General features: G+C 62.8%; 17 protein-coding genes and 1 tRNA gene. 11 read left to right on the top strand and 7 right to left on the bottom strand.

The features are described from left to right. Positions 1-111: 111 nt before the first annotated feature. The gene (locus EHO51_RS07360; RefSeq protein ID WP_124738345.1) at positions 112-993 is read left to right on the top strand and encodes a metallophosphoesterase family protein; all 882 of its coding nucleotides are present in this window, start codon (positions 112-114) and stop codon (positions 991-993) included. A 4-nt stretch (positions 994-997) separates the two neighbouring features. Here the strand turns inward: EHO51_RS07360 and EHO51_RS07355 are convergent, their stop codons facing one another. Further along, the gene (locus EHO51_RS07355; protein ID WP_124738344.1) at positions 998-1,735 is read right to left on the bottom strand and encodes a hypothetical protein; all 738 of its coding nucleotides are present in this window, start codon (positions 1,733-1,735) and stop codon (positions 998-1,000) included. A gap of 217 nt (positions 1,736-1,952) precedes the next feature. Between EHO51_RS07355 and EHO51_RS07350 the strand changes: the two genes are divergently transcribed. The 8 genes from EHO51_RS07350 to EHO51_RS07315 all read left to right on the top strand — a co-directional run bounded on the left by EHO51_RS07350 (position 1,953) and on the right by EHO51_RS07315 (position 13,989). Then, on the top strand, positions 1,953-7,424 hold the full coding sequence (locus tag EHO51_RS07350) for a GH36-type glycosyl hydrolase domain-containing protein (protein ID WP_124738343.1): 5,472 nt from the start codon (positions 1,953-1,955) through the stop codon (positions 7,422-7,424). 22 nt (positions 7,425-7,446) lie between these two features. Beyond that, positions 7,447-8,634, top strand: coding sequence for an acetate/propionate family kinase (locus EHO51_RS07345; protein ID WP_124738342.1), 1,188 nt, complete (start codon positions 7,447-7,449; stop codon positions 8,632-8,634). Between the two features lie 251 nt (positions 8,635-8,885). Next, positions 8,886-9,659, top strand: coding sequence for a hypothetical protein (locus EHO51_RS07340; protein WP_124738341.1), 774 nt, complete (start codon positions 8,886-8,888; stop codon positions 9,657-9,659). A gap of 44 nt (positions 9,660-9,703) precedes the next feature. Continuing rightward, the gene (locus tag EHO51_RS07335) at positions 9,704-9,886 is read left to right on the top strand and encodes a hypothetical protein (protein ID WP_124738340.1); all 183 of its coding nucleotides are present in this window, start codon (positions 9,704-9,706) and stop codon (positions 9,884-9,886) included. 156 nt (positions 9,887-10,042) lie between these two features. Further along, the gene (locus EHO51_RS07330) at positions 10,043-10,948 is read left to right on the top strand and encodes an outer membrane protein (protein ID WP_124738339.1); all 906 of its coding nucleotides are present in this window, start codon (positions 10,043-10,045) and stop codon (positions 10,946-10,948) included. A 39-nt stretch (positions 10,949-10,987) separates the two neighbouring features. Beyond that, complete coding sequence (gene fabG / locus EHO51_RS07325) at positions 10,988-11,773, top strand: 3-oxoacyl-ACP reductase FabG (RefSeq protein WP_124738338.1); 786 nt, start codon at positions 10,988-10,990, stop codon at positions 11,771-11,773. A 504-nt stretch (positions 11,774-12,277) separates the two neighbouring features. Next, positions 12,278-13,129: a hypothetical protein gene (locus EHO51_RS07320; protein WP_124738337.1), complete on the top strand. Its 852-nt coding sequence runs from the start codon at positions 12,278-12,280 to the stop codon at positions 13,127-13,129. Further along, positions 13,129-13,989 (top strand): hypothetical protein, encoded by an 861-nt coding sequence (locus tag EHO51_RS07315; protein ID WP_164479366.1) that lies wholly within the window; start codon positions 13,129-13,131, stop codon positions 13,987-13,989. Before EHO51_RS07320 ends, EHO51_RS07315 begins: the two co-directional genes overlap by 1 nt. A gap of 168 nt (positions 13,990-14,157) precedes the next feature. Here EHO51_RS07315 and EHO51_RS07310 read toward each other — a convergent pair. The 4 genes from EHO51_RS07310 to carB all read right to left on the bottom strand — a co-directional run bounded on the left by EHO51_RS07310 (position 14,158) and on the right by carB (position 19,441). Continuing rightward, positions 14,158-14,233 (bottom strand) — tRNA-Thr (locus tag EHO51_RS07310). 119 nt (positions 14,234-14,352) lie between these two features. Further along, a complete protein-coding gene (locus EHO51_RS07305) occupies positions 14,353-15,222 on the bottom strand; it encodes a mitochondrial fission ELM1 family protein (protein ID WP_245434795.1) in 870 nt (289 codons plus the stop codon). A gap of 247 nt (positions 15,223-15,469) precedes the next feature. Continuing rightward, on the bottom strand, positions 15,470-15,946 hold the full coding sequence (gene greA / locus EHO51_RS07300; RefSeq protein ID WP_124738334.1) for a transcription elongation factor GreA: 477 nt from the start codon (positions 15,944-15,946) through the stop codon (positions 15,470-15,472). A 156-nt stretch (positions 15,947-16,102) separates the two neighbouring features. Continuing rightward, entirely contained in the window at positions 16,103-19,441 is a 3,339-nt protein-coding gene (gene carB / locus EHO51_RS07295; protein ID WP_124738333.1) for a carbamoyl-phosphate synthase large subunit, read from the bottom strand. Positions 19,442-19,888: 447 nt separating this feature from the next. Here carB and EHO51_RS07290 point away from each other — a divergent pair, with 447 nt between their 5' ends. Beyond that, the gene (locus EHO51_RS07290) at positions 19,889-20,191 is read left to right on the top strand and encodes a c-type cytochrome (protein ID WP_245434793.1); all 303 of its coding nucleotides are present in this window, start codon (positions 19,889-19,891) and stop codon (positions 20,189-20,191) included. Between the two features lie 2 nt (positions 20,192-20,193). After that, positions 20,194-20,568: a GtrA family protein gene (locus tag EHO51_RS07285; RefSeq protein ID WP_124738331.1), complete on the top strand. Its 375-nt coding sequence runs from the start codon at positions 20,194-20,196 to the stop codon at positions 20,566-20,568. Positions 20,569-20,654: 86 nt separating this feature from the next. Here EHO51_RS07285 and EHO51_RS07280 read toward each other — a convergent pair whose 3' ends face one another. Both EHO51_RS07280 and EHO51_RS07275 read right to left on the bottom strand, forming a co-directional pair. Next, positions 20,655-21,113, bottom strand: a complete 459-nt coding sequence (locus tag EHO51_RS07280) for an SRPBCC family protein (protein ID WP_124738330.1) — start codon at positions 21,111-21,113, stop codon at positions 20,655-20,657. Then, on the bottom strand, positions 21,110-21,487 hold the full coding sequence (locus EHO51_RS07275) for an ArsR/SmtB family transcription factor (RefSeq protein ID WP_164479365.1): 378 nt from the start codon (positions 21,485-21,487) through the stop codon (positions 21,110-21,112). Before EHO51_RS07275 ends, EHO51_RS07280 begins: the two co-directional genes overlap by 4 nt. Between the last annotated feature and the right edge of the window lie 147 nt (positions 21,488-21,634).

Below are 21,634 nucleotides of genomic sequence, written 5' to 3'. Positions count from 1 at the left end.
CCGCCTCCGATCGCCCGAAACTATGGCAAATGACACGCGAAAGCTCTAGTGTCGCTGACCCATCTCGATGAGGAAAGCGCCGCGCGCGCAACAGGCAGTTAGCGAGGATTCTTGAACTTCCGGATCGCTCATCTTTCCGACGCGCATATCGGCCCAATTCCTCGGCCCAATCTTGCGGAGCTGCTTGGCAAGCGCGTCACGGGCTATGTGAACTGGCTTTATAAGCGCGGCGATCAGCACGATATGGGCGTGCTCGGCAAAATCGTCGCCGATATTAAGGCGCAGGCGCCTGACCATGTCGTCATGACCGGCGATATCGTCAACATCGGACTTCCCGGCGAAATCGCACTCGCCAAAGACTGGCTCGCCTCTTTGGGCGCCCCAGGCGACGTGAGCTTCACGCCCGGAAATCACGACGCTTATGTGGCGAGCGTGACCGATCTCGTTCGCGAAGTTTTCGCGCCTTGGACGAGCAGCGAGAGCGAAGTCGCGGGCTTTCCCTATTTGCGCCGGCGCGGCGGCGTCGCGCTGATCGGTCTCGACACCGGCGTGCCGACGGCGCCATTCGTCGCTTCCGGGCGGCTCGGGGCGACTCAGCTGGCGGCGCTCGCGGATCTGCTGGAACGCGCTAAGGCGCAGGGGCTTGCGCGCGTCGTTTGCCTTCATCACCCGCCGCATGTCGGCGGCGCCAGGCGGCTGCGTGGGCTCGAAGACGCCGCGGCATTCGAAAGCGTCATCGCGCGTCATGGCGCTGAACTCGTTCTGCATGGGCACAATCACAAGCCCAGTCTGCATCGTCTGTCTGGATCCGGCGCCGGGACGCCGGTCGTCGGCGTCGCCTCGGCGTCGGCGCGGCCCGGCGGGCACTATCCGGGCGCCGCCTATAATCTTTACCAGATCGAGCGCGAAGCTGACGGCGTCAGGATTTCGCTGCGTAGGCGTGGACTGAACGACGCTGGGGAGGTCGTTGAGCTCGAGTCCGTTCAGCTATGAAAGCCTAGCCTGCGAAATAGGCGCGATAGATCCATGCCGCCAAGACTGCCAGGAATGCGAAGAAAGCGGTCGCGCCAAAAAACTCGGCGATGAACGCGGCTGCGCGAGTCGTTTTTCCGGTGAGAGATTTGTCGTTTTCGCGCGCGTTCGCCCTCTCGCGCGCCGCGGCGATCTTCACGCCAAGCGCCTGCGCCGCGCCGCCGCTCGCATAATCGACCGCCAGCGCCTTTTCGCGCTCGATCAGGCGATGCGCGATGTAGCTGGTGATCGCTTCGACGAGGTCGTCGATGCTGTCGCTCTCACGAAGCGTCACCCGGCCGTGGCGCGTATCCTGGAGAAAGCGATAGGTCCGCCTGTCGCGATCCATCTCGACGAAGCCGATCTGGTCAATGAACAGACGCGGGCGTTCCGCCGGCGCAACGCCAACGTCGAAAATATCGCAGTCGCGCGGCACCTGCGCCAAAACCGGCGACAGAGCCTCGCCGAGCATTTCCAGCCGGGCGATTTCCGCGGCGCGTAAATCGGAAATGGCGGCGGAGCGCTCCGCGTTCTCGAGGCGCGCGCGGCGCAGCGCGCCGGACAGACTGGCCATACGCTCGTCAAGCGAACCCGCCGGGCCTTTGCGGGCGACGCGCTCGCGCTCGACGAGAAGCGATAGACGCTCGGCGGGCGTGGCGGCGGACGCGTGCGGTTGGTCTGCGACGCGCGTGTCGGTTGGCGGCGCGGGCAGGGGCTCTTCCATGTCGTCCACTCGCTGTGGCCCTCGCTGCGCGGCCGGGGCATTAAAGCATTATGGACTATAGCGGCTCTCGGCGGCGGTGCGAAGCGCAAGCGCGACGAAGGGAGGCGGGAGTCGACTTTTTCCCCCGCCTCCGGCAAGGGGTTCCATACGATCGCCGCTGATTCCGGCCATTAACGCTAAAAAACGCCGGATCCAACAAAAGGCGCGGAGGAAATCCATGGCCGTCAATCGCGGCGAATCGGACGTCAACAGCGCATTGTTCGAGCGCATTATGATCGGCATGGGCTTTGCGGTCTTCGCTGCGCTGGAGGCGGCGGGCGGCGGCGAGCATGCGATCGTGGCCGGGTTTTTCGCCGGCGCGACGATTTTCGTGCTGCGCCGTTCCTCGGAAAGCGCGCGCCAGGCGGCAGATTTCGCCGTGGATTTCCTTGCTGTCGCGACGTTTACGCTGCTGTGCGACCGCGCCGGTCTGTTGTGGCGAGCGCCGGAAACCTTCGCCGAACTGTTCCGGCTCTCGCCGGTCGGCGCGGCGACCGCCACCCTTCTCTATCTCGCCGGGGTCGTCACGCTGAGAGCGCGTTCGCGCATGGCGGTGCGCGCCGCCCTCTTCGTTTTGCCGCTGCAGTTCAGCCTGTTGATCGCTCTCGGCTCGCCGCCCGTCGCCCAGATCGGCGGCGCGCTGCTCCTTGGCCTCGACGTTCCGGAGGCCTTCAGAAAAATCGTCGGGCATACGCTGGTCCTGTTTCTGCTCAACGAATCGATTGTCGTCGGCATCCCCCTCGCGCTCGGTCGTTTCTTGCCCCGCCAATGGCGTCCGCATAGCATTCTGCTCGCCTCGGCCTTCGTCGCTTCGCTGACGCCCTACATCGCGACCTCGGTCTCGTATTTCGTCGCACCTTATTTGCCCTATCCGGTGACGGCGCTGGTCGCGACGGTGGCGGCGGCGCTCGCGCAAGCGGGATTATGGGGCCAAACCTATCTCGTGACCCAGGCGATGGCTGGCCTTTTGCGCGCGACGCCGTCGCTGCAGGTCGTCGTGTTCCATGATTGGCGGACGGGCGCCGAAAAGGGCGCCGTCTATGGCTTTGTGTTCATGGCGCTGCTGCTCGCGGTCGGTCTGGTCGTGTCTTTTGCGCCCGCCGTCGCCGTCATTTCAGCCTCCGGCCCGATCGGCGGCGCGCTGATCGGCGCCGCGCTTTTTCCGCTCGCGCGCGCCATCGTGGAGAGCACCGATTCGACTCCGCCCTTCTTTGCGCGCGTCGAAGAACTCTATCTGCATCCGTCCAACTATTTTCGCGGCGCGGTCGCCGGTGCGGCCATCGGATTAGCCCTGATGATTGGGCTTCCCGAGGCGAGCGGGAGCGGGCGGTTTCTGTTCGGCGCGGCCGCGGGAGCGCTCGCCTATGCCGGCGTCGATGCGGCGTTTGATTTCGCGGCGCTGACGCAAGGGCGCCGGCAGCATCTGCGCAGTTGGCGCGTCTATTCGCTGGGCGCGCTTCTCGGCGCGCTCGTCGCCGGCGCCGTCGCCTGGTATCTCGACGCGGGGCAGGTCGAGAACATCACGGCGAAATTCTTCGCCTACACGTCGCTCGACTATGGCGCGGACGGACGCCCCATCACCGAATATGTCATTCGACCGCTCTTCTCGAAGTGGGGCGCGACGGATCTCGGCAGGGTCGACGGCGGCGTGAGGCTGCTGTTCGACGAGTCGCTCTCGGGCGTCATCCAATGGGTGTTCGCCGCGCCGCTCTTTTCGATCAATCTTTTCTTTCTTACAGCGCTCGTTCAGCGCAGCCTGCAGCCGCTTCGCCAACTCGCGAGCTGGCAAGGCCTCGACATGCTCATCGAAAACGCCGTGCGCGTTTTGCGCTGGGGCCTGTGGATGGCGCCGGTGATCTATTCCTTCCTGAAAGCGTCGCCCGACCCCGCCTGGTACAATCAGGACGGACTCATCCGCACCGGCGTCGCGAGCTGGATGAGCTACATCCTGCCGGACTCCGATTTTCGCGCCTGGAGCCTCGATATTTTCACGGCGCTTCTCGCCTATGACGCCCTGCGGGTGCTGATCTGGTTCGACCACATGGGCCTGCGCGTCGCGACGCTCGTTAATCTGTCCTTCGTCGGCGGCGACGTCGCTGATGAGAAAGCCGCGCGCTTCCTTGGAAAGGCGCAAACAAGCCGCGCGATCCCCGAAGGCATCCGCCGCTTTGGCACCTGGGCGCCGCTGCTGTTGCCCTTCTATATCCCGCGCGGGGCCGAATGGGACAAGGCGTGGAGCGCCGCCGAGCAGATGTCGCAGACGCGGCCGCCGTCCTATGCCTATCTTGTCAGCGGATATCTGATCTACGCCGGCATTGTCGCCTTCGGCCTTGTCCTCTTCCTTCTGGGACGGCTTGCACGCGCGCAGAAAGTGACGATTGAAGGCATTACCGGCGCTGGCGGCGTGCCGGGCTCGCGGCCGCTAAAACTGACCAACGGGCTGATGATCAGCGAGTGGTTTCAGGACGGGCAGGGCGCCATGCGCATTGAAGGCGTGGCGCGCGGCGGCCCTCCAATCGACTTGACGCGACGCCCGGACGATCACGCCCACCCGCGCGGACGTTTCCTTTTTCTGCGTGAAGACGGCGGCGAGCTATGGTCGATCGGCGAGGCGCCGACGCGCTGCAGAGCCACTCAGGCGTCGCTCACCGACGCCGGCGAGAACTGCCTGTTCTTCATGGCGGAGCGCAACGGATTCGCGATCGAAGCGAGCGTTTCGCTCGCCGCCGACGAGGCGGTCGAGATCACCCGACTGAAGATCGTCAATCTCGAGCAGCGTCATCGTAAATTGATGCTGGCGTCGCTGCGTGAATGGGTGCTCAACGAGACCGGCGTCGAGCTTCGCGACGCCGCGTATAACGCGATTCACATCGGCACTTGGTACGTTCGATCGCTGAACGCGATTTTCGCCCAGAACCGTTTGCTCAAGGGCGGGGCGCGGCGCCAGTCCGATCGCAGGCTGTCCCCGGAAATCGGCTTTCACGCCATCGGCGCAGGCGCTGACGCGAAGATCTCCGTCGTCGGCTATGAGGATGTGAAGTCGCGTTTCTATGGAATGGGATCGACCTATGCGCCGGACAGCCTGCTTGGACTGGCGGCGCCCCGTGATCCGAAGGACGAAGGTCTGCTCTATGGCTTCGAGCCCTGCGCCAGTCTGCGCGTCGAAGTCGAACTCGCGGCCGCCGGCGCGACGGAACTGATCATGGTCGACGGCTGGGCGCGCGACATGGGACGCGCGACGGATTCCATTGCACGGCATCTGGGGATCGCCCCCGTCGCGCCTGAGACGCTGAACAGGGCGTTGTCGCGCCGCCGTGGGCTCATCCTGCCGCCCCCGCCCAAGAAGCCGCGCTACGCCTTTTCGCCAGACGGCCGGAGCGTCGCGCTTGCGCCCGGAACGCCGCGTCCTTTCGGCCACGTCATCGCCAACGCTTTCGGACAGGGCGCAGTGCTCACGAATGACGGCGAAATTTTTTCCTTTCACGGCAATTCGCGACTGAACAGCTTCACCCCGTTTCGCATGGGCGAGGGCCGCATGGCGCCGGCTGGGCAAAGGATCTACGTCTATGATCTCGCCCGAACCGACGCGCATAGTCCAACCTTCGTTCCGCTGCGCCGTCGCGACGCGGAATATCAGGTGACGTTTTCGCCGGGCGCCGCGGTTTTTCACGCCGAGCGCGATCATCTTGAACTCGAGATGACCGTATTCGTCAGCCCCACGCAGCCGATCGAGTTCAAGATCCTGAAGATACGCAACAAGACCGACCATGAGCGTCTGCTGCAGATCACGCCGTCAATGGAAATCGTATTGGCGGAAACGCCGAACGAAAGTCTCGGCGTTCTTGAATCGATCATCGACGAAAATGTGCATTCGATCTACTTCCGCAATCCTCGCAATAATTTCGTGCAGGGCTGGGCCTTTGTGACGACGTCGATACCGGCGGAATTCGCCGAGACGTCGCGTCGCCGCTTCCTGGGGCATGAGAGCCGCGATCCCTACCTGCCTTACATGGTCGAGCACGGCCATCCGGACGCGGGCGCGCCCGCGCATGAACGGAAAGTCGCCGCGTTCAGCGGCGCGATCGACGTGCCTGCCGGAGAAGAAGCCGTCGTCGTCGTGGCGCTTGGACAGACGACCACGATCGAAGACGCGAAGCGGCTCGCCGATTATGCGCGCGATCCCGACCACGCCTATGCCGAACTCGAGGCGAATGCGCGCGCATGGGACGACCAATTGTCCGTGTTGCGCATCAAGACCAATCGTCCCGATTTCGACCGCCTCGTCAACGACTGGCTGCCCTATCAATTGCTCGCCGCGCGCTTGTGGGGACGCACGGGACCCTCGCAGCGTTCCGGCGCCACGGGTTATCGCGACCAGCTGCAGGACGTGATCCCCCTCATCCATCTCGCGCCCGAACGCGCGCGCGCTCAAATTCTGCTGCACGCCGCGCATCAATATATCGAGGGCGACGCCTGCAAATGGTGGCATCGCGCGCCCAATGGCGGCACGGGCCTCGCGGACCGCACGCATGCGTCGGATCCGCACTTGTGGTTGCCGTATGTGACGGTTCGCTATGTCCGCGGGAGCGGAGACTACGCCATCCTCGACGAAGTCGAGACCTTCCTCGAGGCAAGTCCCGTCCCCAAGGATCAGGAAGGCGAAGCCACCGTGCCGTTGACGTCGCGCGACAAGGATACGCTGCTCGGCCACTGCGCGCGCGGCATCGACTGGACGCTCGACCGGTTCGGCGCGCATGGCCTGCCGCTGATGGGATCGGGCGACTGGGACGACGGCATGAATCTCGTCGGCGAGGAAGGCCGCGGCGAGAGCGTTTGGCTTGGCTTCTTCCTGCACGGGATCCTCCTCGACATCGCGCCGCTGTTCGAGGCGAAGGGCGACGCCGACCGCGCCGAGCGCTATCGTGAACGCGCCGCGAAGCTTCGGACCGCGCTCGAGAACTGCTGGCGCGGCGATCGCTACATCCGCGCCTATGCCGATGATGGCGAGGAAGTCGCGCCGATGAGCGCGATGACGTCCTCATGGCCGACTCTGGCGCGCGCCGTCGACGCCGCGCGTGGACGCGAGGCGATCGAGAACGCCCTTCAGGTTCTTGGTCTCGGCGATCGCATATTGCTCGTCCATCCGCCATACGATGAACACTCGCAGCCCTATCCCGGGCGCAGCGCCGAATATCCGCCAGGCGTGCGGGAGAACGGCGGCCAATATTCGCATGGCGTGTCCTGGTTCGTCGACGCGCTGGCGAAGCTCGCCGCGCAGGCGCAACAAGACGGCGACTCGCGCGCCGCCGACGAACTGTTTCGCCAGGCCTTTGAGACATGGATAGCGATCTCGCCGATCTCCAAGCTCGCGACGTCCGCCGCCGCCGACATCTATGGCCTGCCGCCGCATCAGCAGCCGGCGGACGTCTATAGTGGCGAGGGTTATGAAGGGCGAGGCGGGTGGAGCTGGTACACCGGCGCGGCGGCGCGCATGTTGTCGGCCGCTTATGCGATGCTTGGCCTTGAATTCGAGAACGGCGAGTTGCAGCCGCGCCCCGACGCCTTTCATCCCAAGGGCGACCTGCGGCTGGAGCGCGTCGTCTACCTTGGAAAGACGTTCGAAGCGGAGAAGCGTCGCCGCGTTTGGTAGCGGCCTGGAGGCGTGAGGGGATATGGCCGATCGCGTCGTCACGCTTAACGCCGGGTCGTCTTCGGTGAAATTCGCCCTGTTTGCGGCGGACGCCGACTGGCCGCGGCTGATCGTTTCTGGCGCGGTCGAAGGGCTCGGCGCAAAACCGCGCTTTCGCGCCGCCATTGTCAATGGAGAGATAAGCGACAGGCCGCTCGCCGGCAAGCTCACGCACAGGCAGGCGATTGCAGCGATCTTCGAATGGATCGAAGACGCTTACCCGGCGGCGGCGGTAAGCGCGATCGGCCATCGCGTCGTGCATGGCGGGCTACGCTTCGCCGCGCCGGTCATCGTGGATACGGAAGCGCTCGCGGAGTTGCGCCAACTCATTCCGCTCGCGCCGCTGCACCAGCCGCATAACCTTGCGGGAATCGAAGGCGCCAAGGAAGCCTTTCCGCATGTGCCGCAGGTCGCGTGTTTCGATACGGCCTTCCACCGCGGACACGCCTTCGTCGACGACGCCTATGCGCTTCCCTATTCCTACTACGAGCGTGGCCTGCGCCGTTTCGGCTTTCACGGACTGTCCTACGAATATATCTCCCGGCGCCTGCGCATGATTGATCCAATTCACGCCGAAGGCGGCGTCATCGTCGCGCATCTCGGCAATGGCGCGTCGCTTTGCGCAATGAAAGGCGGGCGTTCGATCGCCGCCAGCATGGGCTTCTCGGCGCTGGAAGGCCTGCCCATGGGCACCCGCTGCGGTCAGATCGATCCAGGGCTACTGCTTTATCTGCTCCGGAGCGACGGCATGACTCCCGAGGAGCTGTCGCATCTCCTTTATGAACGCTCGGGCTTGCTCGGCCTTTCCGGCGTCTCACATGACATGCGCACGCTCGAGGCTTCCGAAGAACCCCGCGCCCGAGCCGCGATCGCCTATTTTATTCATCGCATCAAAATGGAGATCGCGGCGCTCGCGGCGGCGATCGGCGGATTCGACGCGCTCGTATTTACCGCCGGAATTGGAGAGAATTCGCCGCGCGTGCGCGCCGGCGTGGTCGAAGGCCTCGGCTGGCTAGGGCTGACGCTCGACGGCGCAGCCAATTCCCGCAATGACCTTGTCATCTCGGCGCCCCAGTCGCGCATCCCTGTGTTCGTGACGCCGACCGACGAGGAATCGATGATTGCGCGCCACACGATTGAAACGGCAGGACTGACGGCTGTGGCGAGGTGATTGCGACTCTGCGCGCGGCAGCGCTGCGGCAGGAGCAAAATTGAATCGCTCTGGCGAACTCCAACCGAATCTGACAGCCGTCGCCCTTCATCGATCGGGGGACAGCCCAACAAAAGCAATTGACCCGCCGGGCGCAACCGTCCAAAATATTTAAATTATTGCTGATATATAGCGTGATGGTCCCGCTGCGGCGCGGGACCAATCAATCGCAAATTCGCCGTCACGTCGATTGGCGCATTGACCGAGGTCGTATGCCCATCCTCAGGGAAAAAGAACGCCAGTCGTCTGACGGCGGGGGCCTCACAGCCCTCGTCGCGCGGTATATTCCGGACGCCATATCGCCTGATCACCTGACGTACGCGGGACTCGTCGGCGCCATCCTTGTCGCCATCGGGTTTATCGCCAGTCGGTGGTCGAACTGGTTCCTCGCGCTGGTCGCGCTGGGGCTGACTCTCAATTGGCTGAGCGAGAATCTGGTGCGCGCTGTTTCAGAACGCCGTGGCGCCGCGCGTCCGCTTTATGGATATTTCATCGACAACTCGGCCGACCTCGTCGCTCAAACGCTGATCATCATGGCGCTTGGCTTCTCGCCGTATTTCACCATTCCCTCGGCGTTGCTCGTCCTCTCTCTCTATTTGTTGCTGAGCTCATACAAATATTTGCTTGTCGTGATCCATAGCGGAAAGCAGCCAAGCGGCGGATTCGAACCGAAGGGGCTTAGGCTGCTCGTGTTGGGTTGGTCGCTCTCTGCGGCGTTGATGGGACATGAGCTCGCGTCGCAACGCGTGCTCTCATTCGCGGCGCTCGACGTCGTCGTCGCCGCTCTGTCGATTTGCGCCTTTGTGATATTCGTCTTCATCGTTCGCAGAGATCTGGGGCGGGTTCGGCTTCAAGAGAATAGAGCCGGCGACGATAGCGATGACGAAACATCGGACGACGGCCAAGTCATCTCACTTGTCCCCCAATTGGCGCCTGTCGGTCGTCGCTCCGCGGCTCGAACCGACAAGACGATTTCAGCCGGATAGAGCCTAAGTCGGAAAAACTACGCTTTAGCAGGTTCGGTTGCGGCATGCGCAAATTGCGGCAGGGCGGTCTGCTGGTCGTCAACGCCTTGATCGACGCCAGCGCCTATCCGCGCAACAGCCTGATCATTCCCGGGGACGGACATCCCACAGGCCTCGCCAATCGCATCTGGGCCCAACAGATCAAGGCGTATATCGATTCCCAAGTAGCGGACCTGACGCCTAACTGAGTGGGGGAAGGCGCGGCGTCAAAGAATTGCTGTTGCAGAAAAGGCACATCCGTCGCGAAACGGCGTAAAGCGCGGTCGAAGCTGAAGGTTCGAATTGCGAAACGCCTCTCGCCTTGCTCATTTGCCCTCATTCGGGAGTTCTTCACGGCGAGGACAATGATGGCCCATAAATTCTTGACAGGCGCTGTTCTGGCGCTGGCGTTCGCAACAGGATCGGCGCTCGCCGCGGATTTGCCCTCCCTCAAGGCGCCGCCGGCCTATCTTCCGCCTCCGCCGCCGATGTGGACCGGCTTCCACGCCGGTCTGAATGCGGGCGGCGCATGGAACGCCAGCACGGGGACCAACTTCGCTTCGGCGCCCTTTCTCATCAATGGCGCCGACAATGTCCCGTGGGCGGCGGCTGCAGCCATCTCAGGAACGGGCAGCGTCTCGACGAATAGCGCCGGTTTCATCGGCGGCGGCCAACTTGGCTATGATTTGCAGTTTAACGGCGGGTTTCTCGCTGGAATAGAAACGGACATTCAGGGCCTCGCCGGCTCGAACGGCAACGCCGCCGTCGTGACGCTTGCGCCCGCGCCCGCGCCCGGGCTCAACCTGCTGACGAGCGTTGCGAGCGGCAAGACGCTCGATTTTCTCGGCACGGTGCGCGGTCGCCTCGGCTATCTCATAACGCCGACATTGCTTGCTTATGCGACCGGCGGACTCGCTTACGGCCAGGCGACGTCCACCACGAGTCTTTTTCAACACGTGCCGAATGATTTCTCCGGCTTTTTGTTGCTCGGCGCCAATCAGGGACGATTTTCGCAGACGCGGGTCGGCTGGACGGCCGGCGGCGGACTGGAATGGATGTTCTGGCCGCAATGGAGCGCCAAGATCGAATATCTCTTTTACGATCTCGGCGCCGCCGCCTATCCTGTCGCAATCACCACCGATTGGCAGCTCACGAACCTGTTGTTCGCCAACGCCACTCAAGCGCGCACGCGCTTCGACGGTCATGTCGTCCGCGTCGGCCTGAATTATCATTTCAACTGGGGCGCCGCTCCGGTCGTCGCGAAATATTGATTCGCCCGAAGGGGGCGCCAGCAGAGGGGCCGCGTTAAAATGCTCACCTCCATCGCCGATCGGTCGGTCATCGTCACCGGCGGCAGCCGAGGCATCGGCCGTGGCGTCGCGCGTGTTTTCGCAGCCAAGGGCGCCCAGGTGCTGGTGGTTAGCCGTGACCTCGCGCAGGCCGAGGCTGCGGCGGCGGCGATCCGAGCGGAAGGGGGACGCGCCAGCGGTTTTGCCGCCGATGTCGGCAATCCGGGCGATGTCGAGCGGATGGCGGCCGCGGCGCTCGAGCGGCACGGCGGCGTCGACATTCTCTGCGCCAACGCCGGCGTCTTTCCGGCCGCGCGTATGATGGACATGACGCTGGCGCAATGGAACGAGGTGTTGTCCACAAATCTTGCCGGCGCCTTTCTGAGCGTGCAGGCCTGCACGCCCGCGCTGGCGCGCAGCGGTCGGGGCCGGATCGTGCTGACCTCCTCCATCACCGGCCCGATCACCGGCTATCCCGGCTGGACGCATTACGCGGCGAGCAAGGCGGGACAACTCGGCTTCATGCGCACGGCGGCGCTGGAACTGACGCCGTACGGCATCACCATCAACGCCGTTCTGCCGGGCAATGTGCGCACCGAAGGACTGGACGAACTCGGCGAAGAATATTTAGCGAGCATGACGGCCTCGATCCCCCAACGCCGGCTCGGGAGCGTCGAGGACATCGCCTACGCCGCGCTGTTTTTCGCGAGCGACGAAGCCGGCTACATCACCGGCCAAACGCTGGTGATCGACGGCGGGCAGGTGTTGCCTGAGTCGCTGACGGCGCTGCAGGAGATGGATCGCTGAGGGGAGGTTGGGACGCGCAGAAATGGCGCAGTCTTGCGGTTCACGGTACCATCTGCACACCATAGCCGCCGCCGAGCTGACCCGCTGCGCCGCGTGCCGTTCGATCGCAGTTCAAGAGAGCGCTTAAGATACACGACACGCCTCGGCAGCGGCGGATGGCGTCTGCATCGGCGCCTCGGACGATCCACTCTTAGCCCTTGCTCACAACGCGATGAGCGCGCCGCTCCACCTTTCAGTCAAAGAAACGAGGTCGTTGTCGGCGGACGCTTGCGGATATTTGAATGGCTTGTAAGCCACCATAAACCCTAATATATTTTCGTCTTATGATGTTTGCTGTGACCCTAGCCGCGTGAACAAGTCGCCAAAGATGCGCCTTGGACATTGGCAGTTCGTTCGTTGGGGAAACAGGGCGCGGATCAGGTGCGCAACGCATCCTCTCAATCTTAGGCGTGGCCCGATCGACATTGGCGAGAGTTCGTGAGTGCATTTAACGCGGTGGTCTAAGTGAAAAAAATAGCCCGACTATTGGCGAGCGCCGGCTTCTTTTCGCGCAATAATAAGACGCATTCGCTTGACCAAGATATGTACGTAAAAAGTGGCTTGTTTGATGCAAATTGGTATTTGTCCGTCAACGAGGACGTCCGAGCCCGAGGCTTAGATCCGCTACAGCATTATCAGCAATTCGGTTGGCGCGAAATGCGGGATCCTAGCCCGCATTTTTCAATATGGACGTATCTTACGCTTTATCCACGAGTGCGTGAACAGGGGATCGATCCTCTAAAGCACTTCATACTTTTTGGTGCGAGAGAATACCGGATTCCGAACCCCGCCTTCGATCCAACTTGGTACGCACAAGAATACATGCGCACGAGCGTTTCGTCGCTAACACCGCTCGAGCACTTCCTCGCCGTTGGAGGCGAAAATGGCTATTGGCCGCATCCGCTATTCGATCCCAAGTGGTATGCGGCGAGCATTGGCCGACCGGCCATAACAGCGAAAGAGGCCTATCTCCATTTCCTTCGCAGAGGCTGCCTAGCAAATCCAAACGGCTTTTTCGACAACAACTACTATCTGAGCGAAAACGCCGACGTTACGAAGAGCGGTCTTAGCCCAATAACGCACTATTATCTTTTTGGCGGGTTCGAAGGACGAAACCCCAGCGAAAGTTTTCAGTCGCAGTGGTATCTGAAGACAAATCCCGACGTCGCGAGCTGCGGCATCAACCCGCTCAGGCACTACCTTCATAAAGGTCGAAGCGGCTCAAACCTGGCGGAGCCGTCTACCTCGAATGGCCGCATCCTTTCTCAAAGAACATGCCGTCACTTACTGTGCTACGTGATGTTGGCGTCGACGTGATGACCACCAACTTCTACGACGCCTCACGCACAAGGAGGCGTGGGAGATGGATTATATTGCGTCGGGAATTGAATCGGCCGGTTTACGTATCAGCGCATGTGGCCGCGTGTGGTTTGATTTCGTCGCAGAGAGAGCGAGCAACGGACTATTTTCTTCTGCGCGACAATAGCACGGGCGTGCTCATGTCGGGCGGCCGAAGAATGTCGCGCTGGACGATTAAGCCCGTCACCTCGACGCAGACGGACATTTCATGGTCGAACCCCGACCCGCAAAAAGGCAGCCCCCCAGAGCCGCCGAAAGTCGAAGAGTGGTCCATCCGGCGAAACTGCATGGATGGCAGAAGCTTCCTATGGTTGGATGCCTACCGCAGCGATATCGGGATTGCTGATAAAAGCCCGCGATTCCGGATCGGAGCGAGGCGTACAGAATTTCGGGGTGTTGATGGCGAATGGGTCAAACTAGACACCAGCGGCTGTGGAGCCGGCGGTCATCTCTATGCGCTCTACGACGTAACGACCGACGCCTATGGAATTAGGGTCTGGGGCGACATCTATATGGCCGACGGCGTCACCGTCGGTCGCCGCTTTTTCTGGCAGGCAGACTTAGCGTACGCGCCGAGTGTGGAAAATCCCTGCCGGCATTCGCCCGACAGCGCGCGACCGGGGCTCCGACTGGATGAAGCGTGGTGGGATAACGTGAATGGCTGGTCGATTGGCTCCGGCGACATGTTGGACGCAGAACCGAGCGGCGCAAACGTCATTTATGGTCGCTGGGGCGTCATCGCCAAAGGTGGCGGACCTGGCTGGGTCGGCGGCTGGGGCAATCGGCCAAAGGAAAGTTTCTGCCTCATAGAGGAATAGCAAGCGCTGGCTATTCAGTGAATGGCGCGGATTTCAGACGCGCGGCCATGGTGATTAATTTGATGAAGGAACACCATCGCCGATCGGTCTGCCATCGTCACCACTGATCGGCACTCTGCCGTCACCATCGGGTCGCCAAAGAAGGCAAAGCATTTTAAGAAATGCAGATGGTGCCGCTTGAGGGATTCGAACCCCCGACCCCCTCATTACGAATGAGGTGCTCTACCAGCTGAGCTAAAGCGGCGATTGGCGGACGCCCAAAGGCGCGCGGCGGGTCACTCATATCGGCGCGCGGCGGGTTTTTCAAGCAGCCTCGCGCCTTGGTGGGGCAGCGCCGCTCAGAAAAGCGGAGGGCGCTCAGAATTAACGACGCGGCCCGGCAAAGGCCGAATAGGCTTGCGCAACGGCGCGGGCGATGTCGGGCGTCGCATTAAGCGGCGCGCGGCGCCAGTCCGCGAGCGCGCCGCTCCAGATGCGGATGGCGCCGGCGTCGGCGAGCGCCGTGAGATAGGCGTCGATCTTGATTCGGCGCCCCGGCGGCGGAACGACATAGACCGGCGCGGCGGTCGCGACCGCCTCTCCCACCATATTGACGCTGTCGCCGGTGACGATGATCGCGTCGGCGTTCGCCAGCATCGAAAGATAGGGGTTCTCTCCCTCTCCATCCCAGAAGCAGCCGCTCGGGGCGACGAGAATGCGCTGAAGCCTCTCCCGCAGGGCTGTAGGCGTGCGCCGGGAGGCCGTCGCCATGACCGAGCGCCCGGCGGCGAGGAGCGACGCCGCGTTGTGCTCCAGTTCGGCGATGTGCGCCGCGCCATAGGCGCCATGCCGGCTGTCGCCGCCGACGATGAGCGCAATGCGCGGGCGGGGCAGGACGGCGATGCTGGGATCGGGCGCGGCGCGCCCCGCCGCGAGCCGCTCCGGCGTAATCCGGTTCGCCGGCGTGAGCGGCGAGAAGACATTTGCGCCGCGAAGGCCGTCATGGCGCGGCGCGACGATGAGATCGGCGGCGCTTAGTCCGTTCGCGGGCTTGTTCAGATAGATCGTGAATGTCCGCCCGCCGGAGTCGCGCTTCAGTCGCCTGAGCGCCGGGATCGTTCGCCGTCCCGCGGCGATCGCGATATCGGGGTAGGGCGGGGCGTGTGCGAAGCCGTCCCGGGGGTCGGCTGGCGCAAAAGGCGCGAGCGCTGCGTAGACGTGGCGGGAGACGACGCAGCGAATGTCGGGAGTCACGCCTAACGCTTGCGCGACGCCGAGCGTCTGCGCCTCGTGCCCTGCGCGGCCGTCGGAGAGAACGCGGATTGTCGTGAGCGGCGGTAGCAGGCTGCTCGAAGCGCCCCCTCCCTGTCCCTCCCCCGCTAAAGCGGGAGAAGGAACCCTAATCACGAAGGTTGCGCGGTGCGTCGCATCGTCCTGAATCTGACCCCCTCTCCCGCGAAGCGGGGGAGGGTTGGGGAGGGGGTCGGCGCCGCCCCGCGCGTCACCCAAACGCGACCTTCAAAATCTCGTAGCTCTTGCCGCCGCCCGGGGTCGTCACCTCCACGGTGTCGCCGACCGTCTTGCCGATCAGGGCGCGCGCGATGGGGCTCGTGATCGAGACCCGGCCGCTCTTCACATCGGCCTCAGTCTCGCCGACGATCTGATAGGCCTTCTCCTCTTCGGTGTCCTCGTCGACGACCGTGACCGTCGCGCCGAATTTGATCGTCGAGCCGTTGAGCTTCGAGACGTCAATGACTTCGGCGCGCGACAGCTTGTCCTCAAGCTCGGCGATGCGGCCTTCGTTCAGCGACTGCGCCTCTTTCGCCGCGTGATATTCAGCGTTCTCCGAAAGATCGCCATGCGCGCGGGCTTCAGCGATCTGCTGAATGATGCGCGGACGGTTCTCCTGCTGTCGGCGGCGCAATTCTTCGGTGAGCGCGGCGTAGCCGCCGGCGGTCATGGGTACCTTGTCCACCATTGCTTTCGCTTTCTAGTCTTTTCTTGGTTTCGCCAATCACGCGGCGCATCGGCGGAGGTTGCGCCCGCCGAACCGCGGCCATGCGCTAAATCTTAGGCCGCCAAGTGGTGGTCAAATGTTACCGCACCGCCGCTTGCGTCGCAGAACTCCCAAATTTCACTTGGTCGCGTTGGGCGGAAAATAGTCCTGCAGCGCCCGGACCCTAAGGTCTCCAGACACATAGGCGCGTATTCCCTGGGCCGCCGCGACCGCCCCCGCCAGGGTCGTATAATAGGGAACCTTATGCAGAAGCGCGGCGCGGCGCAAGGAGCGGGAGTCCGCAAGCGCCTGCGCCCCTTCGGTGGTGTTGAAGACGAGCGCGATCGAGCCGTTCTTGATGGCGTCGACGATATGCGGCCGTCCTTCCGACACCTTGTTTAATTTCTGGGCGGGAATACCCCGCTCGACGAGATAGCGCGCCGTGCCGCCCGTGGCGACAATGGAGAAGCCGACCTCCTTCAACAGGCGGACCGCCGGAATGATTCGGCCTTTATCCGCATCCCTGACCGAGACGAAAACAACGCCCTCGCGCGGAGCCTTGGTGCCGCCGCCGAGCTGGCTCTTGACGAAAGCGGCGTCAAATGAGGTGTCGAGACCCATGACTTCGCCCGTTGAGCGCATTTCGGGGCCAAGGACGGTGTCCACGCCTGGAAACCGCGCAAAGGGGAAGACGGACTCCTTCACGCCGACATGCGCCGGCTTCGTGTTGAGCGGATCGAAGTCGACGAGCTTCGCGCCGGCCATCACCCGAGCCGCGATCTTGGCGATGGGGCTGCCGATCACCTTGGCGACGAAAGGCACGGTGCGCGAGGCGCGCGGGTTCACTTCGAGCACATAGATCTCGCCGTCCTTGAGCGCGAATTGCACATTCATCAAGCCGACGACTCCAAGCGACATCGCGAGGCTTTTGGTCTGCGCCTCGAGCGCGGCGATCGTCTCTGGCGCGAGCGAGCGCGGGGGCAGGGAGCAGGCCGAATCGCCTGAATGAATGCCCGCCTCTTCGATATGTTCCATGACGCCGGCGATGACGGCCTCGTCGCCGTCAGCGAGACAATCCACGTCGATTTCGATGGCGTCGGTCAGATAGCGATCGAAGAGCAGCGGATTCTTGCCGAGCACCGTGTTGATCTGACCGGTCTTGTCGTTCGGGTAGCGCGCCTTGATCTCGGAGGGCACGAGGCTTGGCAGCGTGCCGAGGAGATAATCGTCGAGATCGCTTTGATCGCGGATGATCGCCATGGCGCGGCCGCCCAGCACATAGCTTGGGCGCACGACGAGCGGCAGCCCAAGCTCCTGCACGACGATCCGCGACTGCTCCACGGAATAGGCGATGCCGTTCTTGGGCTGCTTTAGCCCCAACTTGTCGAGGAGCCGCTTGAAGCGATCTCGGTCTTCGGCGAGGTCGATCGAATCGACCGGCGTGCCCAGAATAGGCGCGCCCGCCTGCTCGAGGCCATGCGCAAGCTTCAGCGGCGTCTGCCCGCCATATTGCACGATGACGCCGACAAGCACGCCGTTAGACTTCTCGACATCGAGAATTTCGGCGACGTCTTCATTCGTCAGCGGTTCGAAATAGAGCCGGTCTGAAGTGTCGTAATCCGTCGAAACCGTCTCCGGATTGCAATTGATCATGATCGTCTCGAAACCGGCTTCGGCGAGCGCGAAGCAGGCGTGACAGCAGCAATAGTCGAATTCGATGCCTTGCCCGATGCGGTTCGGCCCGCCGCCCAGAATGACGATCTTGTTCTTGTCCGAGGGCCGCGCCTCACTCGCGGGGCTCCCGATGAACGGCGTCTCATAGGTCGAATACATATAGGCTGTGGGCGAGGCGAATTCGGCCGCGCAGGTATCGATGCGCTTGTAGACGGGCCGCACGTCGAGACGGTGGCGCAGCTCGCGCACGTCTGCCTCATCCTGGCCGGTAAGCGTCGCGAGGCGCGAATCGGAGAAGCCGGCGAATTTGAGCTTGCGAAGATTTTCGGCGTCCTCCGGCAGGCCGTAGTTCTTGACCTTATTTTCGAGCGCGACGATTTCCGCGATGCGCTCGATAAACCAGATGTCGATCTTGCTGGCCTCGTGAATGGCTTCGGCCGTCATGCCGAGCCGCAGCGCCTGGCCGACGATGAGCAGCCGGTCCGGCGTCGGCGTGCCGAGCGCGCCGCGCAGCACATTCATATCGTCGCCTTTTCCGAAGCCTTCGATCTCGATCTCGTCGAGGCCGCAGAGGCCGGTCTCCAGTGAGCGCAACGCCTTTTGCAGCGACTCGGCGAAATTGCGGCCGATCGCCATCGCTTCGCCGACCGACTTCATGGCCGTAGTCAATGTCGGTTCGGCGCCCGGAAATTTTTCGAAGGCGAAGCGCGGAATTTTGGTGACGATGTAGTCGATCGTCGGCTCGAAGGAGGCTGGCGTCGCCCCGCCGGTAATGTCGTTGGCGATCTCGTCAAGCGTGTAGCCGACCGCCAACCGCGCGGCGACCTTGGCGATCGGGAAGCCGGTGGCTTTCGACGCCAGCGCCGACGAACGCGATACGCGCGGGTTCATCTCGATGACGATCATGCGCCCGTTAGAGGGATCGACCGCGAATTGCACGTTCGAGCCGCCGGTTTCGACGCCGATCTCGCGCAACACCGCGATCGAGGCGTCGCGCATGATCTGGTATTCTTTGTCGGTCAGAGTCAGCGCCGGCGCGACGGTGATGCTGTCGCCTGTGTGCACGCCCATCGGATCGATGTTTTCGATGGAGCAGACGATGATGCAATTGTCCGCCTTGTCGCGGACGACTTCCATCTCGTATTCTTTCCAGCCAAGAACGCTTTCTTCGACCAGCACTTCATTCGTCGGCGAGGCGTCGATGCCGCGCTCGACGATCTCGATGAACTCCACCTTGTTGTAGGCGATGCCGCCGCCGGTGCCGCCGAGCGTGAAGGACGGACGGATGATCGCCGGTAGACCGATATCGTCGAGCGCCTCGAGCGCGGCCGCCAATGTCTTGACGTGATGCGAGCGCGGCGTGTCGAGGCCGATTTTCGTCATCGCCTCGCGGAACAGTTCGCGGTCTTCGGCTTTGTCGATCGCATGGGCGGTCGCGCCGATCATCTCGACGTCGAATTCGTTCAGCACGCCCATTTTTTCGAGACTGAGCGCGCAATTGAGCGCGGTCTGTCCGCCCATCGTCGGCAGCAGCGCGAAGCCGCCGGGCGCGGCATAGCGCTCTTTCTCGATGATCTTGGCGACGATTTCGGGCGTTATCGGCTCGATATAGGTGCGGTCGGCCATGTCCGGGTCGGTCATGATCGTCGCCGGATTGGAGTTGACGAGAACGATCCGATAGCCTTCCGCCTTGAGCGCCTTGCAGGCCTGGGTGCCTGAATAGTCGAATTCGCACGCCTGGCCGATGACGATTGGTCCGGCGCCGATGATCATGATCGTGGAAATGTCGGTTCTTTTCGGCATGCCGCCTCAGTTGTCATCCGCTCGTCAGCGCTCTTTCGCCCTCATGCTGAGGAGCGCCGTAAGGCGCGTCTCGGAGCAGGAGGGCGAGATTTGTCCAGTGGCTTCCTCGTCCGAGACGGCGGCTGCGCCGCCTCCTCAGGATGAGGAAACCTTTCGTCTTTTGCCCGGCGCACGCCGCGCGGGAGGCGAGCGCGCACAAAAAAGGGCCGCGATTCCGGCCCTTGGACCAGAACGCGTCCCGAACTTGCCCGTCATTGTCGGCGAACCGGTGATGCGGGCGGCGAGCGGGGCGCGCCCGGCTCGAAAGTCGCCGACTGTCTAGACGAGAATGACGGTCATGTGAAGGGGCGGCAAGGGCGGGAGAGGGGTCTGAAAGGGGAGGGACGGAGCCTCGGGCCGGCGAATCGCGCTATCATTGCCGTTCCTCGTCCCTTCAACATGGCAGCCATGCGGATTACGAGCTGTTTCTTTTTTCCGATGTTGCTTGTCCTCGCCGGCGCGGGACGGGCCCAGGCCGGCGACCTTTCAGCCGTCTTTGCGCAATGCGCGGCATGTCATGGCGCGGACGGGATCGCCAAAAGCGCCGACGTACCGCATCTTGCCGGCCAGCACGAACTTTATCTCTTCAATCAAATTAAGGCGTTCAAAACCGGCAGGCGGGCGCATAAGGAGATGCGCTACATGAGCCGCCAAATGTCGGAAGCCGAGATGCGCGACATCGCGCGCCACTACGCAACGTTGCCGCGCTGAACATGTCGACGACGCGTCAGCTTGCGACTTACGCGTCGGTCGGCGTCGGCGCGACGCTCGCGCATTACGCCATTCTCATCGCATTGGTCGAAGGCGCGGGCTGGCGCGCGGTGCCGGCGACGCTGTGCGGCTATGTGGTCGGCGGGCTTATCGCCTATCTCCTGAACCGGCGTCACACCTTCGCAAGCGATCGGCCGCACACTGAGGCGACGTGGCGCTTTGCGCTGGTCGCCTTCGTCGGCTTTTGCGTCACTTATGTCTTGATGAGCCTCTTCGTCGATCGCTGGAGCGCGCCTTATCTGCCGGCGCAGATCGTCACCACTGTGCTGGCGATGTTCGTCACCTTCGCGCTCAACCGGCGATGGACGTTTGGGTGACGAACGCTCGGGACGTCATGGCCGGGCTTGTCCCGACTCGGCCATCCACGTCACGGCGTGGGGTGCCCGCGACGCATGACGGGCGGCTACTTGAGCAGCCGCTCGATTGTTTCGAAATGCCATTCGGTGCCGTCGCGACGCATCTCGACGCCATCCTTCCCGTCCATGAACACGATCTGCTCGGTATAGGACACACCAGTCCGGTCGCCGTCCGGTTGAATGTTAAGGCTGGACAGAGTGACGGAGTGGAGTGCGCCAGCAAGATGGAGATCATAGACGTAGATGAGACGGCAGTTCGGATCGATGACGTGATAGCGAGCTTCAAAAAGAGTCGTAACTCCATTATCGAAACGGCCTTCCGCCACTTCGACGCCCCCCACGCGAAAATCCATCGAACGGCGCGTTTCACGCCATTGCTCCGGCGGACCCCGAAACCATTGCTCCTTCACCGCGGGATCAGACCATGCGCTGAAGATGCGTTCCGGCGTCGCCGACCAAGAACGCTTTATCGTGAATGTTCCGTGAAACAAGGGTAGGGCAGTCATTTCTTGCCTTTCGGGGTTGAGGATTTGGAATGCTTGGGATGGACGGGTTTTTTTTCGCTTTCGAGCAATCTTTCGAGCTGATCGAAACGGTGTTCCCACAATTGACGGCGTTCGCTGAGCCAATTTTCGACGCGCAGGATGGCGTCGCTGGAAATGCGGCACTCGCGGGTGCGTCCGCGCTTCTGCGTGACGACTAAGCCGCTCGCTTCGAGCACTTGGACATGCTGCTGGATAGCTGCGAGCGATGACGCGTAGGGTTTCGCCAGTTCGCTGACAGACGCAGTTCCGCGCGACAGACGCTCAAGAATTCCGCGTCGTGTCGCATCAGCAAGCGCGTGGAACGCGCGATCCAGCTCTTTCGAATACTCAACCATACACTTGAGTATCAGCGGCATCGGCTGAAAGTCAAGTGCACGCTTAAGTGTTCAGAAAAAGGCCCGGACGAATAGGGTGGTCCTGGAAGGAAGGCCGGGCTTTCTGCGCGTCATGCCGGCGCTTGTCGCGGGCATCCACCCCAAGAC

The sequence above is a fragment of the Methylocystis rosea genome (genome assembly GCF_003855495.1).
GTDB classification, from domain to species: domain Bacteria; phylum Pseudomonadota; class Alphaproteobacteria; order Rhizobiales; family Beijerinckiaceae; genus Methylocystis; species Methylocystis rosea_A.
Note: the sequence above shows the minus strand (reverse complement) of the source record. Positions and strands in the feature narration are given on the sequence as shown.